General features: G+C 43.9%; 18 protein-coding genes. 8 read left to right on the top strand and 10 right to left on the bottom strand.

Annotated elements, in window-relative coordinates; translation table 11 throughout:
- Positions 1-209 precede the first annotated feature (209 nt).
- Together raiA and ptsN are read left to right on the top strand one after the other, a co-directional pair.
- Positions 210-785, top strand: a complete 576-nt coding sequence (gene raiA, locus G3W54_RS16975) for a ribosome-associated translation inhibitor RaiA (RefSeq protein ID WP_162654505.1) — start codon at positions 210-212, stop codon at positions 783-785.
- Positions 786-822: 37 nt separating this feature from the next.
- Positions 823-1287, top strand: a complete 465-nt coding sequence (gene ptsN, locus G3W54_RS16970; RefSeq protein ID WP_162654504.1) for a PTS IIA-like nitrogen regulatory protein PtsN — start codon at positions 823-825, stop codon at positions 1285-1287.
- 57 nt (positions 1288-1344) lie between these two features.
- On the opposite strand, the gene G3W54_RS16965 is transcribed toward ptsN, so the two are convergent.
- The 4 genes from G3W54_RS16965 to G3W54_RS16950 all read right to left on the bottom strand — a co-directional run bounded on the left by G3W54_RS16965 (position 1345) and on the right by G3W54_RS16950 (position 4409).
- Positions 1345-1602, bottom strand: coding sequence for a DUF1150 family protein (locus tag G3W54_RS16965; protein ID WP_162654503.1), 258 nt, complete (start codon positions 1600-1602; stop codon positions 1345-1347).
- A 96-nt stretch (positions 1603-1698) separates the two neighbouring features.
- Positions 1699-2127, bottom strand: a complete 429-nt coding sequence (locus G3W54_RS16960) for an Hsp20 family protein (protein WP_162654502.1) — start codon at positions 2125-2127, stop codon at positions 1699-1701.
- A gap of 125 nt (positions 2128-2252) precedes the next feature.
- Positions 2253-3149: a ribokinase gene (locus G3W54_RS16955; RefSeq protein WP_162654501.1), complete on the bottom strand. Its 897-nt coding sequence runs from the start codon at positions 3147-3149 to the stop codon at positions 2253-2255.
- A gap of 24 nt (positions 3150-3173) precedes the next feature.
- Entirely contained in the window at positions 3174-4409 is a 1236-nt protein-coding gene (locus G3W54_RS16950; RefSeq protein WP_162654500.1) for a DNA recombination protein RmuC, read from the bottom strand.
- A gap of 113 nt (positions 4410-4522) precedes the next feature.
- Here G3W54_RS16950 and def point away from each other — a divergent pair, with 113 nt between their 5' ends.
- From def to truA, 3 genes are read left to right on the top strand one after another with little or no spacing between them, the layout of a single operon-like run.
- A complete protein-coding gene (gene def, locus G3W54_RS16945) occupies positions 4523-5044 on the top strand; it encodes a peptide deformylase (RefSeq protein ID WP_162654499.1) in 522 nt (173 codons plus the stop codon).
- Positions 5045-5073: 29 nt separating this feature from the next.
- Positions 5074-6009 (top strand): methionyl-tRNA formyltransferase, encoded by a 936-nt coding sequence (gene fmt, locus G3W54_RS16940; RefSeq protein ID WP_256366970.1) that lies wholly within the window; start codon positions 5074-5076, stop codon positions 6007-6009.
- Between the two features lie 12 nt (positions 6010-6021).
- Positions 6022-6774, top strand: coding sequence for a tRNA pseudouridine(38-40) synthase TruA (gene truA / locus G3W54_RS16935; RefSeq protein ID WP_162654498.1), 753 nt, complete (start codon positions 6022-6024; stop codon positions 6772-6774).
- Here truA and G3W54_RS16930 read toward each other — a convergent pair.
- Positions 6771-10154: an acyl-[ACP]--phospholipid O-acyltransferase gene (locus G3W54_RS16930; protein WP_162654497.1), complete on the bottom strand. Its 3384-nt coding sequence runs from the start codon at positions 10152-10154 to the stop codon at positions 6771-6773. The genes truA and G3W54_RS16930 overlap by 4 nt on opposite strands.
- A 173-nt stretch (positions 10155-10327) precedes the next feature.
- Here G3W54_RS16930 and G3W54_RS16925 point away from each other — a divergent pair, with 173 nt between their 5' ends.
- Both G3W54_RS16925 and G3W54_RS16920 read left to right on the top strand, forming a co-directional pair.
- Positions 10328-10927 carry a TetR/AcrR family transcriptional regulator gene (locus tag G3W54_RS16925; RefSeq protein ID WP_162654496.1) on the top strand — a complete coding sequence of 200 codons (600 nt, stop codon included), beginning with the start codon at positions 10328-10330 and terminating at the stop codon, positions 10925-10927.
- Between the two features lie 266 nt (positions 10928-11193).
- Complete coding sequence (locus G3W54_RS16920) at positions 11194-11661, top strand: chemotaxis protein CheW (protein ID WP_162654495.1); 468 nt, start codon at positions 11194-11196, stop codon at positions 11659-11661.
- Positions 11662-11718: 57 nt separating this feature from the next.
- On the opposite strand, the gene G3W54_RS16915 is transcribed toward G3W54_RS16920, so the two are convergent.
- The 3 genes from G3W54_RS16915 to dapD are packed head-to-tail and all read right to left on the bottom strand — an operon-like array spanning position 11719 to position 14379.
- Positions 11719-12312 carry a hypothetical protein gene (locus G3W54_RS16915; RefSeq protein ID WP_162654494.1) on the bottom strand — a complete coding sequence of 198 codons (594 nt, stop codon included), beginning with the start codon at positions 12310-12312 and terminating at the stop codon, positions 11719-11721.
- Positions 12313-13494: a succinyl-diaminopimelate desuccinylase gene (dapE, locus tag G3W54_RS16910; protein WP_162654493.1), complete on the bottom strand. Its 1182-nt coding sequence runs from the start codon at positions 13492-13494 to the stop codon at positions 12313-12315.
- 30 nt (positions 13495-13524) lie between these two features.
- Positions 13525-14379, bottom strand: a complete 855-nt coding sequence (gene dapD, locus G3W54_RS16905) for a 2,3,4,5-tetrahydropyridine-2,6-dicarboxylate N-succinyltransferase (RefSeq protein ID WP_162654492.1) — start codon at positions 14377-14379, stop codon at positions 13525-13527.
- Positions 14380-14555: 176 nt separating this feature from the next.
- Between dapD and G3W54_RS16900 the strand changes: the two genes are divergently transcribed.
- Positions 14556-15398, top strand: coding sequence for an LOG family protein (locus G3W54_RS16900; protein WP_162654491.1), 843 nt, complete (start codon positions 14556-14558; stop codon positions 15396-15398).
- A gap of 77 nt (positions 15399-15475) precedes the next feature.
- Here G3W54_RS16900 and G3W54_RS16895 read toward each other — a convergent pair whose 3' ends face one another.
- Positions 15476-16000 (bottom strand): hypothetical protein, encoded by a 525-nt coding sequence (locus G3W54_RS16895; protein ID WP_162654875.1) that lies wholly within the window; start codon positions 15998-16000, stop codon positions 15476-15478.
- Positions 16001-16152: 152 nt separating this feature from the next.
- Complete coding sequence (upp, locus tag G3W54_RS16890; RefSeq protein ID WP_162654490.1) at positions 16153-16782, bottom strand: uracil phosphoribosyltransferase; 630 nt, start codon at positions 16780-16782, stop codon at positions 16153-16155.
- Positions 16783-16807 lie beyond the last annotated feature (25 nt).

Here is a 16807-nt window from a genome sequence, read left to right as displayed (position 1 = left end):
GGAAGTATTAAGCGCAAATTGTTCGATTGATTTTTAGTTAAAATTTGACAAATGGATCAATTAGTCATATGAGCTGCGCCGCGTTTGTTTTTTACAACAAGATCAAGAAATTATTATATCCACAGCCTGAATAAAAGTAACCAATTTGCTTGGAAGCCAAGCTTTATTGGCCTAAACTGTTTTGGCAAATAACATTGAAAGGATGCTGGATGACTATACGCGTTTCTGGAAAAAATATGGATATCGGTGAAGCTTTTCGTACTCGTATTGAGGACCATATAGCCGATGCTGTAACGAAATATTTTGCTGGTGGTTATTCTACTCAGGTCACTGTTGAGAAATCTGGTTCAGGATTTACGACAGACTGCAAAATTCATCTAGATACGGGAGTTATTCTGCAAGCAACAGGCGAAGCTGCGGATCCGCAGCTCTCTTTTGAAGCCGCGGCCGAGAAAGTTGAAAAACGCCTCAGACGTTATAAAAGAAAATTAAAAAGCCACCAGATTAATACGAATCCGAGTGCTTTTGCCGAAGTTGCTTATAGTGTAATGGGTACAAATGATGTTGTTGAAGAAGAAGTTGCAGAAGATTATGCGCCAGCAATTGTAGCGGAAAGTACAAAACAACTTGCAATAATGTCGGTTGCGGATGCTGTAATGTCATTAGATATGACTGATGATCCGGTTATGATTTTTAAAAATGCTGGTAGTGATGCCATTAATGTGGTTTATCGCCGAAATGACGGCAATATCGGTTGGGTTGATACCGGTGATGTTAAAAACTGATAAGCATTAGCTTATTTCAGTCAAGGGGTAGATAGTTATGTCGCTCGCAGATTTAATTGCGCAGAGTTCGATACTTCATGCGCTTAAAGCAAGTTCTAAAAAGCAAGTTCTTCAAGAGCTTGCTGCTTGTGCCGCGGAGGAAGTCGGACTTTCCGAACGTGAAATTTTTGATGTAATTTTGCAGCGTGAACGCCTGGGTTCTACTGGTGTTGGCAATGGTATTGCTATTCCACATGGAAAATTGCCAAAGTTAGATCGTATTTTATGCTTTTGTGCAAAACTTGAAACTGCTGTAGATTTTGAAGCATTGGATGATCAGCCAGTCGACCTGATTTTTCTACTTCTTGCACCAGAAGATGCCGGCGCAGATCATCTTAAAGCATTGTCACGTATTGCCCGTGTTCTCAGAGATAGTGATAAAGTCGAGAAAATTAGAGGTGCGCAATCAGATTCGGCCATTTATGCACTTTTGACACAAACATCAGCGTCAAACGCAGCCTAGTATTCGGCATCCAATTTTTCTTAGTGCCAAAGTTCATTTGAACGCTTAATCTTTCCCCTAATGCAATGTCACAGGGGAAAGTTCATCTTCTGCCGCTCGAAAGAACGTACGAGTGCGGTCATCACTAAGATAAATTGGTGTTCCATCGGCGGCAAACAAGGCCCATAGCTCTTGGCCCGGCTCAAGTTCTTCTTCCATTGGGAAGCGTTCATTAACTTCTTCAGACGATATTTTACGAATATAGGCAACTTCACCAGCACCCATGAGTGCGAATTCATCAGCCGTTTCGATGTCATTTTCATAGATTGAAAGCATTTGTCTCTCCATGTTTGGGAGCTGTGATGCTTCATGATCACAACACGCGATTCCTCAAGCAAGTGTTAGAATCACCTTGCTTATTGAATGATAGGCTTAGTTTGATACAGAAATGTTAATTTTCTTTATCATCCGTTCCGGTTCTGGTCTGATAAGATCAACTGAGAGCATGCCGTTTTTTAATTCAGCGCCACCAATTTGCATACCATCGGCGAGAATAAAAACCCGCTGAAACTGCCGTGCAGCAATGCCGCGATAGAGAAAATCGCGCTCTTGATTATCAATTTGTTTACCACGAATATAGAGCTGGTTTTCCTCAGTTGTTACATCAAGCTCATCTTCGGAAAATCCGGCAACAGCGAGAGTAATGCGCAACTTTTCAGCCCGATCTGATGTGTCTGAGTGAATGCGCTCTATATTATAGGGTGGATAGCCTTCTGCGCCCTTCGCAACGCGTTCCAGCGTTTTTTCCATCGCTTCAAATCCAAGTAGCAATGGGCTAGAGAATGGTGCCATACGTGTCATTTTGTCCTCAATTCAAGCAACAAGTTCAAGGCCCGAATTCGGCACCTTGCCCTATATATGGAGGTCAAGAGAGATCTTTTCAAGGCGTTAAAAGTCAAACCAGAATCTGCAGATCTAACTGATCTCTAGAGAGCATCCAAATCATCTGCCATCGGTATAGCCGGTTGAGCACCAGCTTTAAGGCAGGCGAGAGACCCGGCAATTGCCGCACGTTCAAGAGCTGAGCCAAAATCAAAACCAGCATCTAATGCTTGAGTAAAATAACCACAAAATGTATCACCCGCGCCCACAGTATCAATTGGTTTGATGGTCAATCCGCGTGCAGAATATTCTTGTCCCTGGTCAATAGCGATAACGCCATCACCGCCGAGTGTAATAACTAGGCTGCGATTTGTTTTTTGATGGTAATTTCGCATTGCAATGATACGATCTTCGGCTGAAAGAGTACCTTTTCCGATCAGAAGATCAAATTCAGTTTCATTCGCCACGATAATGTCGGCAAGAGGGGCAATATCAATAACATCATCGCTCATGGGTGCAATATTGAAGACTGAGCGAATGCCTCGCGTTTTCGCACCTTCTAGTGCTGCCTTTACGGCATCGACACTGATCTCCATTTGCAAGAGGATACTATCACCTTTATTCATACTATTGAGCAGAGGCTCCACATCCGCGACACTTACTTTACCATTTGCGCCTGCGATCACAGCAATCATGTTCTCGGCATCGTTGCCGACTAAAATAAGGGCCGTTCCGGTTGGCCCTTCAACACTTTTCACAAATTTAAGATCTGTACCTGCTGATTTTAGTAATTCTAATGCCGGTTCTGCAAAATTATCTTGCCCAACCGCGCCTGCCATCTTCACGCTCGCACCTGCTCTTGTTGCGGCAAGTGCCTGGTTCGCGCCTTTGCCTCCCGGCGCGGTAGAAAAGCTGTCGCCATGCACCGTTTCGCCCGGCAGCGGTAATCGCTCGGCCGTTGCTATAAGATCCATATTTATTGATCCAAATACGCTAATCATGTAAACTCCTCGGGTTACGCCATGCTACGGTCTTAAGTTTAGCCGTCCCTTTTCTTGAGCGGGCTTTACGACTGAAATTGGTTTTTGTTCGGGTTTTTCAATATTAACTGAATCGGTATCTTGAAAATCCATGTCTTCAATTTTAGCACTACGTTTTGCAATTTTATCAGTTGATGTCAAAATCTGATCTATATCGCGCTGGCTTTGACCAAAATGTGTTTGTAATTTACGCACGCGATCATCTAGGCGGCCTATGTCGTCCATTAGGCGGATCACCTCTCCTTGAATGAGATGGGCTTGCTCTCGCATCCGTGCGTCTTTCAGGACCGCTTGTATGACCTGTATCGACAGCATAAGAAGCGAAGGTGACACGATGACAACGCGGGAACGGTGTGCCTTTTGAATAACACCTTCAAAATTCTCATGAATTTCAGCAAAAATAGACTCAGATGGTACAAACATGAATGCGGTATCTTGGGTCTCGCCTGCAATGAGATATTTTTCAGAAATATCTTTGATGTGCTTCTCAATATCAGCACGAAATTGTCTGGAGGCCTCTGTCGTTGCGCGATCATCCGCAGCCTTCTTAATGGCATTCCATGCTTCTAATGGAAATTTCGCATCGATAACCAAATGCGGAGAATCATTTGGCATTTTTACGGTGCAGTCGGGGCGAGAACTGTTGGATAGCGTTGTCTGGAATTGGTAAGCCCCGATGGGAAGGCCATCTTTAATAATGGTTTCCATCCGCGATTGGCCAAATGCACCGCGCGTTTGCTTGTCTGATAAAATGGCTTGTAACCCAACCACATTTTGCGCAAGTGTCTGAATATTGTTTTGTGCTGTGTCGATAACGGCCAAACGTTCTTGCAACTTAGATAGGTTTTCATGGGTGGCTTTGGTTTGTTCAACAAGTGAATTGCCAAGTTTTTGGCTCATCCCATCGAGTCGATTGTTGATATTTTGATTAAGTTCGGACTGTCGGGAGCCAAATAACTCGGCCATGGTCGTCATGCGACCCTGCATCTCTGCCTGCACTTTCAAAAGATCATTCATCTGAGATTGCGCGGCCATTGAGTTTTGCATTTCAAGATCGCGCGCTTTATGCCGATTGTTTGATGCTCGCCACAGCAGTATAAAAATTGCAACAAGCATTATGACAACAAGCGCAATAACACTCGCAAGAACTTGCCCAAAACTTATGTTAAGCCCGCCCAAGGTTACAATTGTCGTCGACAGGAAATCAGATAAATTGTTCATTCGAACTAGATTATATGATTCTTTCTTGCTTGTCAGATCAAAAGGTGAACGGGAGGCGCCGATCTCAAAATATATTATTGACCTTAGACCTTGAACCCCCTATTTCAACGCACATGAGTATTAAGCCAATTGTCCTACTTCCAGATTCAGTCTTGCGCGAGAAATCTGCACCTATTGAACGTTTCGATGATGATTTGACGCGTTTAGCTGCGGATATGACGGAAACAATGTATGATGCGCCAGGTATCGGCCTGGCAGCAATACAGATCGGTATTCCACGCCAGATGCTAGTCGTTGATGTGTCTAAAGATGAAGATAACAAAACACCGCAAGTTTTCATCAATCCCGAGATCGTCAAAAACAGTGATGAAATGAACGTTTATGAGGAAGGCTGCCTGTCGATTCCTGAATATTATGCCGAAGTAGAGCGCCCTGCCGCTATTACCGTCAACTATCTTGATCTTTCAGGTAAGGCACAAACAATAGAAGCCGATGGGCTTATGGCAACATGTCTGCAACATGAGATTGACCATCTTAATGGTGTGCTGTTCATTGACTATCTCTCCAAGCTTAAGCGTCAGATGGTGATCAAGAAGTTTACAAAGCTTGCCAAACAAAACGCGGCAGTGCTCTGACCATTTAATTCAAAACTTAGGAGGTTCAATTGCGTATAGTCTTTATGGGTACGCCTGAATTTTCAACTGCCACACTCAAAGCATTGATTGATGCTGGTCATGACATTGTTTGTGTTTACACCCAGCCACCTCGCCCGGCAGGCCGTCGTGGTCTCGAGCTAAAACCGTCGCCTGTTCATGCGCTTGCGGACAAGCATAGTATAGAAGTCCGTACACCTATCAGTTTGAAACCAGAAGAAGAACAATCTCGATTTGATGCCTTGGATGCAGATGTCGCAATTGTTGTTGCCTATGGTCTTTTATTGCCAAAACCCATTTTAGATAGCCCAAAACATGGTTGTTTTAACGGTCATGCATCTTTGTTGCCGCGTTGGCGCGGCGCTGCACCCATTCAACGAGCTATTATGGCCGGTGATGATGTAACTGGCATGATGATTATGAAAATGGACGTTGGGCTTGATACCGGACCATACGCATTGTCTGAGAAAGTAGATATTACCGATGATACGACAGCAGGCAGCTTGCATGATCAATTGATGGATATTAGTGGGCCGCTTGCGGTCAAAGCCATGGAACTTTTGGAAACTAACGAAATAGAATTGATTGAGCAGAAAGAAGAGGGCATTACCTACGCTGCGAAAATTGATAAAGCTGAATGTCGCATTAATTTTGAGAAAAGTGCGAAAGACGTGCATCGTCATATTATGGGTCTTTCACCATTTCCAGGCGCTTGGTTTGAGCTTGGTGAAGGTAAGAAGGCAGTTCGTGTAAAGGTTCTGAGATCTAAAATAGTTGATTCTATTGATTCAAGTTTAGTCGGGCAAGTTATTGATGACAAACTGACGATTGCCTGCGCGGACGGTGCAATTCAACTGATAGAATTGCAAAAAGCAGGTGGCAAGAAGATGGACGCACAAAGCTTTTTACGCGGCGTTACAATAGATGCCGGCACCAAATTAACATGATATGTGACACTTATGCCTCGATATAAAATAACGATTGAATATGACGGGACTGACTACTTTGGTTGGCAACGGCAACCAAATTATCCATCTATTCAAGGGGCGATTGAGAAAGCAATTCTAGGTTTTCTGGGTGAGGATGCAGTGGTCTATGGTGCGGGGCGCACGGATGCCCGTGTTCATGCACGTGGTCAAGTTGCACATTTTGATCTTACCAAAGACAGAAAACCATTGGCAGTGCAGGGTGCTATCAACGCCTTTCTAAGAGAGCATGGAGATCATAGTATCGCAATTATCGATGCTGAGGAGGTCGATAGTAAATTTCATGCGAGATTTTCTGCTAAGCGTCGACATTATCTATATCGATATCTATGCCGTCATGGACATCCAGGTTTGGAGAGAAATCGCGCATTTCATGTTTCAAAACAATTAGATGTGGCAAAAATGCATGAGGCAGCCCAACGATTGGTTGGTGTTCATGATTTTACAACATTTCGGGCAACAAGCTGTCAGGCAAAAAGCCCTGTTCGGTTGCTTGAAAAATTGGATGTAGTCGCTGTTGAGGGTACTGAGTTCATTGAGCTTCATGCAACAGCACCTGCTTTCTTGCATAATCAAATCAGATCTTTTGCCGGCACATTAAAAAAGGTCGGCGAGGGCAAATGGACTGCCGATGATGTCACAAAAGCATTGGAAGCGAAAAAGCGGGTCGCCTGTGGTCCAGTAGCCCCGCCTTTTGCCTTATATTTCATGTCGGTCGATTACTAAGCCGGTTCATTTAATCCAAGTTTTTGAGCCGCAACAAAATCAATTTTTCCACTACCAAGTAAAGGTACGCTATCAATTTTGATCTCCGCCGGGATCATTAAATCCATTGCATTTTGTGATCGCGCATACTCCATAAACGCTTTGCGATCAGCGCCCTCAAATTCAGTAATGAGTATGATGCGCTCACCCTTCTTAGCATCGGGTACTGAAACAACAACATTTAAGTGCTCAGGCCATACTTCTCCCGCAAGTTTTTCAATGGCGGCAAGAGAAACCATTTCACCGGCAATTTTAGCAAATCGTTTTGCACGGCCTTTGATTGTGACGAAACCAATGTCATCCATGGTTACAATGTCTCCAGTATCGTGCCATCCATCAGGTAGAGGCTGAAGTTGACCAGGTTTATCGTGTAGCAAATAACCTGCCATAACGTTGCCACCTTTGATAAATAGCCGCCCGCCTTGATCGATGCCGGGTACTTTTTCGAGCTTATATTCTATGCCCGGCAACAAGCGTCCCACGCTACCCTGGCTGTTATGCATCGGTGTATTGAGCGCGATCACGGGAGCGGTTTCGGTAACACCATAACCTTCCAAAATTCGGACGCCAAATTTTTCCATGTAGGTTTTTTGTGTGCTTGCGCGAACAGGTTCCGCGCCAGAAAAACAATATCTCAGTGAGCGGAAATCATAGGAATTTGCGGTGCGCGCATAGCCAGATAGAAATGTATCTGTACCAAACATGATTGTGGCGTTTGAGCTGTAAACAAGTTCGGGAACAATGCGGTAGTGCAATGGTGAGGGGTACATGTAAACCGGAACACCTGAAACAAGAGGTAGGACAGTACCAGCGGTCAGCCCAAATGAATGGAAAACTGGCAGCACATTAAACAGTTTATCAGATGGATTAAAATCTATGCGTGCGGCGGCTTGCGCAACATTAGTCAGCATATTGCGATGGGTTAATACGACACCTTTGGGCACACCTTCTGACCCTGACGTAAAGAGGATTGCAGCCGGGTCATTTACCTCGCTTTTCGTTATGATTTTCGTGCGTGTGAGAAATCCGACAAGTTTTTCAAAAATTGAAATCTCTTTTCGTACTTCGTCCAGCCAGATAATATCTACATAAGGTTCAATTTCGGCGACTAAATCTTCCAATTTTGCATGTTTGATAAAGAGGCGTGAGCTAACAATGGTTTTCACTTCCGCCGCATTGCAGGCGGACAAAATATTACGTGCACCCGCAGTAAAGTTAATCATCGCTGGGATTTTTGCAGCGGACATCAGGCCAAATATTGTAACAGCTGCTCCATTTGCATTTGGTAACATAACACCGATATGTTTTTCGCCCGGCAGCATTTTGGATAAGCGCCGGCCTATAACAGATGCACCAGTTAAAAGTGTTCCATAACTCATATTGCCGGAAGTTGGGTCTTGCAGGGCTAGCTTTCGCAAACCTACTTTCTTTGCAGCAAGGATGAGTTTTTCAGGAACCGTTTGCTCTATAGGCGTGGTTTGAAAAACAAGATCAGACATGAGTTGATAAAGTGCAGCGCCTGCAGCCGTGCGGCGTTCCTTGCCTTTTAAGCGTTCTGGTATTTCAAGTCTTGTTGGTTCAAGTATTGTCACCTTGACCTTTGGAAACAAGGCTTTCCTAATCTCGCGGACGCTAAGTTTGGAAAATAAGCTACGCTCAAGACCCTCAATACGAACGGGTAAGATCATTGAGTTGGTTTTATCCGCGACCATCGCAGCACCATCATAAACTTTCATCAAGCCGCCCGTAACGGTGATGCGCCCCTCAGGGAATATCACAAGAGGATTTCCATCTTCAACCGCGTTGATAAGTGTTCGCGTTGCCATCGGTTTTGAGGGATCAAGCGGCATAAAATTACAAAGTTTTAAAAACGGTTTTGCCCACCATTTCTGAGAGACTTTATGATCAACAGCAAATACAGGTTCTTGTTCCGTGAGTGATAGTGCTAACCCGCCATCGAGGTAACTCACATGATTAAGCGCAATAATTGGTGCGGGACCTGCTTTTTCCACATTCTCAAGGCCTATTATTTCCATACGATGAAATGACCGAAGAATGATTGAAATAAGATCACGCAGTGGGTTGGTTGGTTGGTATTTAAGCATCAGGCCAGCGACAATGATATTGATGACGGCCAGACCTAAAAGAAGTTCGGGAATTGTGGCACCAAATGCCTGCAGGGCAGCCACGATTCCAATACCAACCACAATGAACAAAGCATTGAGCACATTAACCGCAGCAACCACACGAGCGCGATTTTTTTCGGGTGCCCACATTTGGACAGCAGCAAATGTTGGAACGACGATCAAAGCGCCAGCAATCGCCAATCCTCCTAAAATGAACCCGATTTCGACAGTTGGTCCCGATGCAAAGAAATCTGACACGGAATTTACAGGAGGTAGCGGTGCAAGGTTCCATAAAATAATAGAAAGAACGCCTAGAAGCATTGCGATCAACGCAGTACCAATTGGCGCAGGCAATAGAACGATGCGGCCAGCAGATAACCACGCCGAAAATGCCGATCCTAAGCCAATTGAAACTGCAAATATTGCCAGATAAGCTGTGACAGCAAGCTCATGGCCGCCCAGTAATTGTTTCACCATTGTGGGCATGAGCGACATGACGATTGCACCTATAAGCCAGAACCAGGATACCATCCAGCTTACGTGCAGTATTTTATTTTGTGCCCACAGTTCACTCAATAATCGACCTGTAGAACGGAATATATTAGTGTCGATACGAAGCTCGGGTTCCGCTGCACCTGTTTGTGGAATATATCGGCTAAAAATCCAACATATGATGGAAAAACCCATCATCATTGGGCCAAATATCCAGATGCTGGCATCTTCGCGGAAGGTGAAGCCTGCAACAATTGTACCTAGAAGAATCGCAAGAAATGTCCCAGCCTCGACCCATGCATTTGCCTTTGGGAGCTCGCTGGCCTCTATATGATCCGGTAGTATTCCATATTTGACGGGTCCAAATAGAGCAGAGACAAAGCCAAATAGAAATAAGGCAACCATCAAGAGCCAAATTGAAGAAAAGCCAATTCCGATAACTGCAACAATGGCAGCACCAATTTCGATTAACTTAAGGCGTTCTGCAACTTTACCCTTATCAAATTTATCTGCGATTTCACCACCTATGGCAGAAAATAACAAGAATGGCAGAATGAGAACTGCGCTGGCAATCGTGACCATGGAGGCTGCTTCTTCAGCTGCCAATTTAAAAAGAATAAGAAAAATAAGCGTATTTTTGACAAGGTTGTCATTGAAGGCGGACAGAAATTGCGTCCAAAATAGCGGTGCAAAGCGCTTGGATGTCATCAGGTTATTCGTCATAATGCAGACTTTCTTTTTATTTTATCTGATGCAAGCAAAATACGTACTTCATACTTGATTTTGCATTGCAAAACGGTTCATATTTAATATATGAACAATGTTCAAATTGGATATAGACGAAAAATGAACAGTGTTCAACATAAAAATGAACAATGTTCAAAAAAGAGCTTATTATGAATCGCAACGAGAAACGAAATCTTCTGAAACAACGTATATTTGATGCAGCGTTTCGGAGAATTGAAAAAAATGGCCTTATTGGTCTGCGTGCACGTGATATTGCAATTGAGGCAGATTGTTCGCTTGGCAGTTTGTATAATGCCTATACAGACCTTGATGATCTTATTTTAAATGTAAATAGCCACATCCTGATGATGTTATCGGAAAGTATTGGGCAACAACCCGCGGAAAACTTAGATCCAGAAGAAAATTTGAGGCTCCTTGCTCAGCGTTATATGAACTTTGCGTATGATAATTATAATCTCTGGACATCGCTTTTTACACATACGATGCATGACAATACGCCTATTCCGGATTGGTATCTTGATCGAACAAATGAAACTTTCTCAAAAGTTATTGCACCTTTGTTAAGGCTCCGGCCCGATCTTGAACAGGAAGAAGTCTCGCAAATGGTAAGAACTTTGTTTTCAGCGGTTCACGGGATCATAGCAATTAATCTTCAAGAACGCTTTATGTCGATTTCCCGGGGTGCTTTGGAAGAGCAACTTCAAAATTTCGTCTCAATCTATGCAAAAGGCTTGACTGTTGAGACGTGATTTTCATTCAGTTTCGCACCAGTATTAAAAATTATATCTGGCTATTAACAAATTAGAAACCGAGAGAAGGCATGATCGGAGTATCTGGGAAGCCCAAATTTGACGGCTCGAGCATGACGCCCATCCTAGAAGCTGTAAAACAGCATGCCTGTATTCCATATTCAGTTAGATAACAGCTTTGTGCGTATCCAAAGGTTAATGGTGGCAATTTAGAGTAAATGCATGAGCGACTTGGGGCTCGATTAGAGGATTTTGGAGATTTCACTATGAACGAACAAACAGATGTTAAAGAATCTGGCCAGATTGAAATTATATCGTTTCATCTAGGGGATCAGGTATTCTGCGTAAATATTATGGCGGTTCGCGAAATTCGCGGCTGGGCACCATCAACAATGTTGCCACATTCACCAAGTCACGTTCTTGGTGTTATCAACCTTCGTGGGTCAGTTATTCCTGTCATCGATATGGCTATTCGTCTTGGTTTATCGCCAATTAAACCAACAGAGCGTAGTGCGATTATTGTGACAAACATCGCTGATAAGCTTGTTGGTCTTTTGGTTGAAAATGTGTCTGACATGATCACTGTTAAGGAAGAAGATCTGCAGCCTGCACCAGATGTGTTGCCGGAAGCTGAGCGTTCGCTCACACGTGCGATCATTCCGGTTGATGATCAGATGATCTGTTACCTAGAGCTTGATTCACTCTTCCCAGATGTTGAAGAATTAGCTGCATAAGCAAAGAAAAATTAATATCACAGAAGCCCGCTGGATTTGAATTCGGTGGGCTTTTTGTCATACAGTGGAATAAATGAAGCTTGAAATAAAAATGCTGCTGGCTACATTTACCAGTGTGAGTGCAAATGCGAACAATTTGTGATTTCCGAGCATGTGCCTAACGACGCGGAAATATAGTCCTACAATTGTTATATATATTACAAACTCAATGATCATCGCAGTATCATCACCCAGTGGTAGGATGTAATTCATCGTTGCTGGAATGAAAAAGACATATGTTGCAAACAAATTAAACCAGTTTGTAGCGATGATCATGGGTGCTGCAAGTTTTTCTGCCGATGCAAGAACCATAATTAAGTAGATTGAAATGGCGAATATACCCCATGCAACTGCATCAAAAACGCTCACGGTGATCAAAAAATCGACGTGAGTGGCGTCTTCCGCAATTTCATTTCGCCGCCAAACCAATGACCACATAAATAATTGTGCTGGCAAACACCAAAAATACGCCATGAATGAACGTGTAACATTCATGCCTGATTGCAAGATTATTTTGACACCTTCTTGATTATTCTGAATGATCAGCAAAATAGCATAAAGATAACGCGATGCTTCTGATATTGCTCGATTTTTAGAACCTATTTCGGACATTCAAGAAAACCAGGATTTTAAAAATTCATGATAGATTTCGGTGAGTTTTTCCACGTCCGCGACACGCGCGCGCTCATCAACCATATGCATGGTTTGCCCAACAAGACCAAATTCCACCACCGGGCAATAGTCTTTGATGAAACGCGCATCCGATGTGCCACCTGTTGTTGATGATTGAGGTTTTGCGCCCAGCACTGCTGCAATGGCATTGCTGAGTGCCTTTGTGAGGCGATCATCTTTTGTGAGGAACACAGGGCTTACACGATTTAGAAATTCTATCCTGTAATTAGTTGCGGCTTTATCTTTTCGTAGAGATAAATCATGTGCGGCGGCATCAAGTCGTTTGGCAACTTCCTTGCGAAGGCTGTCTTCAGTCCAAAGGTTGTTAAAACGGATGTTAAATTGAAAGGCCGCCTGCTGGGCGATAACATTATTTGCCTTGTTGCCAACATCAACAGTCGTCACTTCCAGATTGGTTGGCGGAAAATCATTGGTGCCTTCATCAAATGGGGTGCCCATTAATGCTGCCATCATCATGGTTGCGCCGCGAATTGGATTATCAGCCAGATGAGGATAGGCCACATGACCTTGAATACCATCAACGGTAACGCGGGCAGATAATGACCCACGTCGGCCGATTTTGATCATATCGCCCAGTTGCTCGGGATTTGTTGGCTCGCCAACAATACAAGCATCCCAAACCTCACCCTTGTCGTGTGCATATTTGAGTAATTTGTCTGTGCCATTGATCGCAACGCCCTCTTCGTCACCTGTTATGAGAAGTGAGACAGAACCATCAAAGTCAGGATTTTCGTTCAGATAAATTGAAAAGGCAGCAATAAAGCAAGCAATACCGCCTTTCATATCTACAGCACCACGGCCATAAATTTCACCGTCGATAATGTCACCAGAAAATGGTGGTTTTGTCCAACTTGCTTCATCTCCCACGGGGACGACGTCTGTGTGTCCGGCAAACATAAAATGAGGAGAACTATTGCCATAGCGGGCGTAGAGGTTTTCAACATCATCCAAACCATCTTCGCTGAAAGTAATACGTTCAACTGTAAAACCTAAATCAGATAAGACCGTTTCCAACAACTCAAGTGCACCGCCTTCTGCCGGTGTGACAGAAGGGCAGCGGATTAAATCTTGCAGTAATGAAACAGCATCATATTTTGGCATGTTTTACCCAGACTGTATTTGAAGAGCGAATTAGTCTCTAAGGAGTTCGTTGATACCAGTTTTTGATCGTGTTTGTGCGTCGACTTGTTTTACGATCACCGCGCAATAAAGATTTGGTGCTGCTTGTCCGTTGCCCATAACTTTATCCGACGCCAGTGAACCCGCAACAACAACGGAATAAGGTGGAACTTCACCATAAGAAATCTCGCCCGTTGTGCGATTTACAATTTTTGTGGATTTACCAATAAAGACACCCATCCCCAGAACAGAACCTTCGCGGATGATGCATCCTTCAACAACCTCAGAGCGGGCACCAATGAAGCAATTATCTTCAATGATTGTTGGGCCGGCCTGCATTGGTTCTAAAACACCACCAATGCCAACGCCGCCGGATAGGTGAACGTTCTTGCCAATTTGTGCACATGAGCCAACTGTTGCCCAAGCATCAACCATTGTACCCTCGTCAACATGCGCGCCAAGATTTACAAATGACGGCATCAATACTACGTTTGGCGCAATATAGGCAGATTTTCGTACAACTGCATTTGGAACAGCGCGAATACCAGCTGCTTGCCAGCGATTTTCGCCCCAATCTTTAAATTTGTTATCTACTTTGTCATACCAAGTTGTGCCTTGTGGTCCACCTTCTTGCGGCTCCATATCTTTAATACGGAAGCCCAAAAGGACAGCCTTCTTAAGCCATTGATTAACACGCCAGTCACCATTTTCTTGGCGTTCGGCTACTCGTGCTGCACCATTGTCCAAAAGTTCAAGCGCTTGTTCAATTGCCTCGCGTACGTCGCCTTTTGTTGAAGGTGAAATTGTATCTCGAGCGTCAAAAGCAGTTTCAATGGTTTTTTCAAGTTGGGTCAGGTCTTGTGTCATTTTATTCCTCAAACATGGCGTGTCACATCTTCACCTATCTTGCCCTTGCATGAAAGGTGTTTAATTTTCGTTGATGCAGTCCTATTGCAGCTTCAAGCCATGGTCAATGTCTGACAAACTATGATAAGTCCAAACAACAGAGAAGTTGATAATAAAATCAAATCGAAGGACATCACATGTGGGCTAAACGCATTAGAGAAATTTGGGATCCATTGCCAAGCAGTGGCGTTGATAAAAAACGCGCAAGCGAGGTGCCAGATACACCCCAGACTAGAGCACCTGCATATCGACTTGCTTATGCCGATGAAGATTTCATGTGCCGTGAGGAAACGCGCCCCGTTCGATTGCAGCTGGAACTTCTAAAGCCTGAGATCACTTTGAGCGAGCATGGGATTTGCTCAACTGTTGTGATGTTTGGTGGAGCACGGATTCCTGAGCCGGGTAAGGATCCTTGGGCGGCGAAAAATGACATACAGAAGGAAAACCTCACCAAATCCTCGAAATATTATGATGAGGCGCGTAAGTTTGCCCGCGTTTGCTCAGAGGCTTCCAAAAAAACGGAATATACAGAGTATGTTGTCGTAACCGGTGGTGGTCCAGGTGTCATGGAAGCTGGTAATCGAGGAGCACATGAAGTTGACGCGCCTTCGATTGGTCTCAACATAGTTCTACCCCACGAACAAGCGCCGAATGAGTTTGTGACGCCTGACCTTTCGTTGAATTTTCACTATTTTGCGATTCGCAAAATGCATTTTCTATTGCGAGCAAAAGCCATCACTGTATTCCCGGGTGGTTTTGGCACAATGGACGAGTTGTTTGAATCTCTTACACTTATTCAAACTGGCCGTATGGAGCGCATTCCAGTTATTCTATTCGGCAAAGAGTTTTGGAATACAATGTTTAATTTTCAAGCATTGGCCGATTTTGGAACTATCTCGCCGGATGATACCGACTTGTTTAAAATTGTCGAAACGGCAGATGAGGCTTGGAACATCATCGAAGAGCATTATAAAGATTAGAGACGCGTCTCTTCATTAAACAAAAGGCCGGTCCCTGAAAAAACAAGACCGGCCTTCTGTGGTAGAAAGTTGGAATATTAACCGTTCTTACGTTTCATATCGTCTGAATTAATCACACCATCTGAATTGCGGTCCATGCGTTTAAACATCTTGTCAGCATGACCAGTGAATTCTGTCAGTGTTATGCCACCAGAGTTATCAGCATCAAGGCGGTCAAAACTTGGACCTCTTTTACCTCCACGCTTACCTTTACCTCCACGTTTGCCATCATTATCGTTGCTTTGTGCAGTTTCGGTGCGCTGTTGTTTGTTGGCTTCACGTTCGGCTTTGCGCATTTCCGAAATCATCTCAAACTCTTCTTGAGTGAGTGAATTATCATCGTCGGCATCGACTGATGCGAAGATATTTTCCTGATGTGTTTTAATTTCAGCTAATGAAATGTCGCCATCATTGTTAGCGTCTAATTTTTCCAACATGCGCTCAATATTTGGGCCATGACGACCGCCGCCACGTTTGTCGCCATCTTTTGCAGCATATGCAAATGTTGATGCAGAAGCCAAGGCGATTGTTGCAGCGAGTGCTGTAATAAGTGTCTTTTTCATTTTAGTAATTCCTCTGTTTTGTTTTCCTGTTGCCCCCTTAATCTGGAAGCAACAGGACAGAAAAACCACTTACAATGCGTTCATGTGCATTAAAGTTTGGCAATGAAAATCAAGTCAAAAATTACAAAACAGCAATGTGGACTATTAGGTAATTATTTCGTGCCGTATATACGGTCGCCTGCATCACCTAGACCTGGGATAATGTAACCCAGTTCATTGAGATGACTATCGATTGAAGCTGTGTAAACCGGTACATCAGGATGAGCTTTGTTGAAATTTTCAATACCTTCAGGTGCTGCGAGCAAGCAAAGGAAGCGAATATTTGTAGCGCCCCGCTCCTTGAGTTTATCAATGGCTGCAATCGATGAATTGCCTGTTGCAAGCATTGGATCAACAACAATACAAAGCCGTTCGTCCAGCAGATCAGGAGATTTGTAGAAATATTCGATGGCCTCAAGCGTGTCATGATCACGATAAACACCGATATGGGCAACACGAGCTGATGGCACCAAGTCGAGCATGCCTTCAAGTAAGCCATTTCCCGCTCGCAAGATTGATGCAAAGACTAACTTTTTGCCTGCCAAAGTCGGTGCTTCCATTTCAGTCATTGGAGTTTCAATGGTTGCCGTAGTGAGTTTAAGATCTCGTGTTACTTCATAACAAAGAAGAGTAGAAATCTCACGCAATAGACGGCGAAAGCTGCCAGTTGATGTATCCTTCTTCCGCATAAGTGTAAGTTTATGTTGAACCAGTGGGTGGTCAATTACGATCGCGTTACTCATCTTTGAACCTCTATCAATTTGCTGT

The organism is Lentilitoribacter sp. Alg239-R112, assembly GCF_900537175.1.
Lineage (GTDB): Bacteria > Pseudomonadota > Alphaproteobacteria > Rhizobiales > Rhizobiaceae > Lentilitoribacter.
This window is presented reverse-complemented; position numbering and strand designations above follow the sequence as displayed.

Coding starts and splice junctions, on each gene's coding strand:
- G3W54_RS16895 (WP_162654875.1), bottom strand. CDS start 16,000: ATGAAAAAGACACTTATTACAGCACTCGCTGCAACAATCGCCTTGGCT.
- G3W54_RS16950 (WP_162654500.1), bottom strand. CDS start 4,409: ATGAACAATTTATCTGATTTCCTGTCGACGACAATTGTAACCTTGGGC.
- ptsN (WP_162654504.1), top strand. CDS start 823: ATGTCGCTCGCAGATTTAATTGCGCAGAGTTCGATACTTCATGCGCTT.
- G3W54_RS16965 (WP_162654503.1), bottom strand. CDS start 1,602: ATGCTTTCAATCTATGAAAATGACATCGAAACGGCTGATGAATTCGCA.
- upp (WP_162654490.1), bottom strand. CDS start 16,782: ATGAGTAACGCGATCGTAATTGACCACCCACTGGTTCAACATAAACTT.
- dapE (WP_162654493.1), bottom strand. CDS start 13,494: ATGCCAAAATATGATGCTGTTTCATTACTGCAAGATTTAATCCGCTGC.
- G3W54_RS16925 (WP_162654496.1), top strand. CDS start 10,328: ATGAATCGCAACGAGAAACGAAATCTTCTGAAACAACGTATATTTGAT.
- G3W54_RS16930 (WP_162654497.1), bottom strand. CDS start 10,154: ATGACGAATAACCTGATGACATCCAAGCGCTTTGCACCGCTATTTTGG.
- G3W54_RS16915 (WP_162654494.1), bottom strand. CDS start 12,312: ATGTCCGAAATAGGTTCTAAAAATCGAGCAATATCAGAAGCATCGCGT.
- G3W54_RS16900 (WP_162654491.1), top strand. CDS start 14,556: ATGTGGGCTAAACGCATTAGAGAAATTTGGGATCCATTGCCAAGCAGT.
- G3W54_RS16920 (WP_162654495.1), top strand. CDS start 11,194: ATGAACGAACAAACAGATGTTAAAGAATCTGGCCAGATTGAAATTATA.
- G3W54_RS16955 (WP_162654501.1), bottom strand. CDS start 3,149: ATGATTAGCGTATTTGGATCAATAAATATGGATCTTATAGCAACGGCC.
- def (WP_162654499.1), top strand. CDS start 4,523: ATGAGTATTAAGCCAATTGTCCTACTTCCAGATTCAGTCTTGCGCGAG.
- G3W54_RS16960 (WP_162654502.1), bottom strand. CDS start 2,127: ATGACACGTATGGCACCATTCTCTAGCCCATTGCTACTTGGATTTGAA.
- dapD (WP_162654492.1), bottom strand. CDS start 14,379: ATGACACAAGACCTGACCCAACTTGAAAAAACCATTGAAACTGCTTTT.
- truA (WP_162654498.1), top strand. CDS start 6,022: ATGCCTCGATATAAAATAACGATTGAATATGACGGGACTGACTACTTT.
- raiA (WP_162654505.1), top strand. CDS start 210: ATGACTATACGCGTTTCTGGAAAAAATATGGATATCGGTGAAGCTTTT.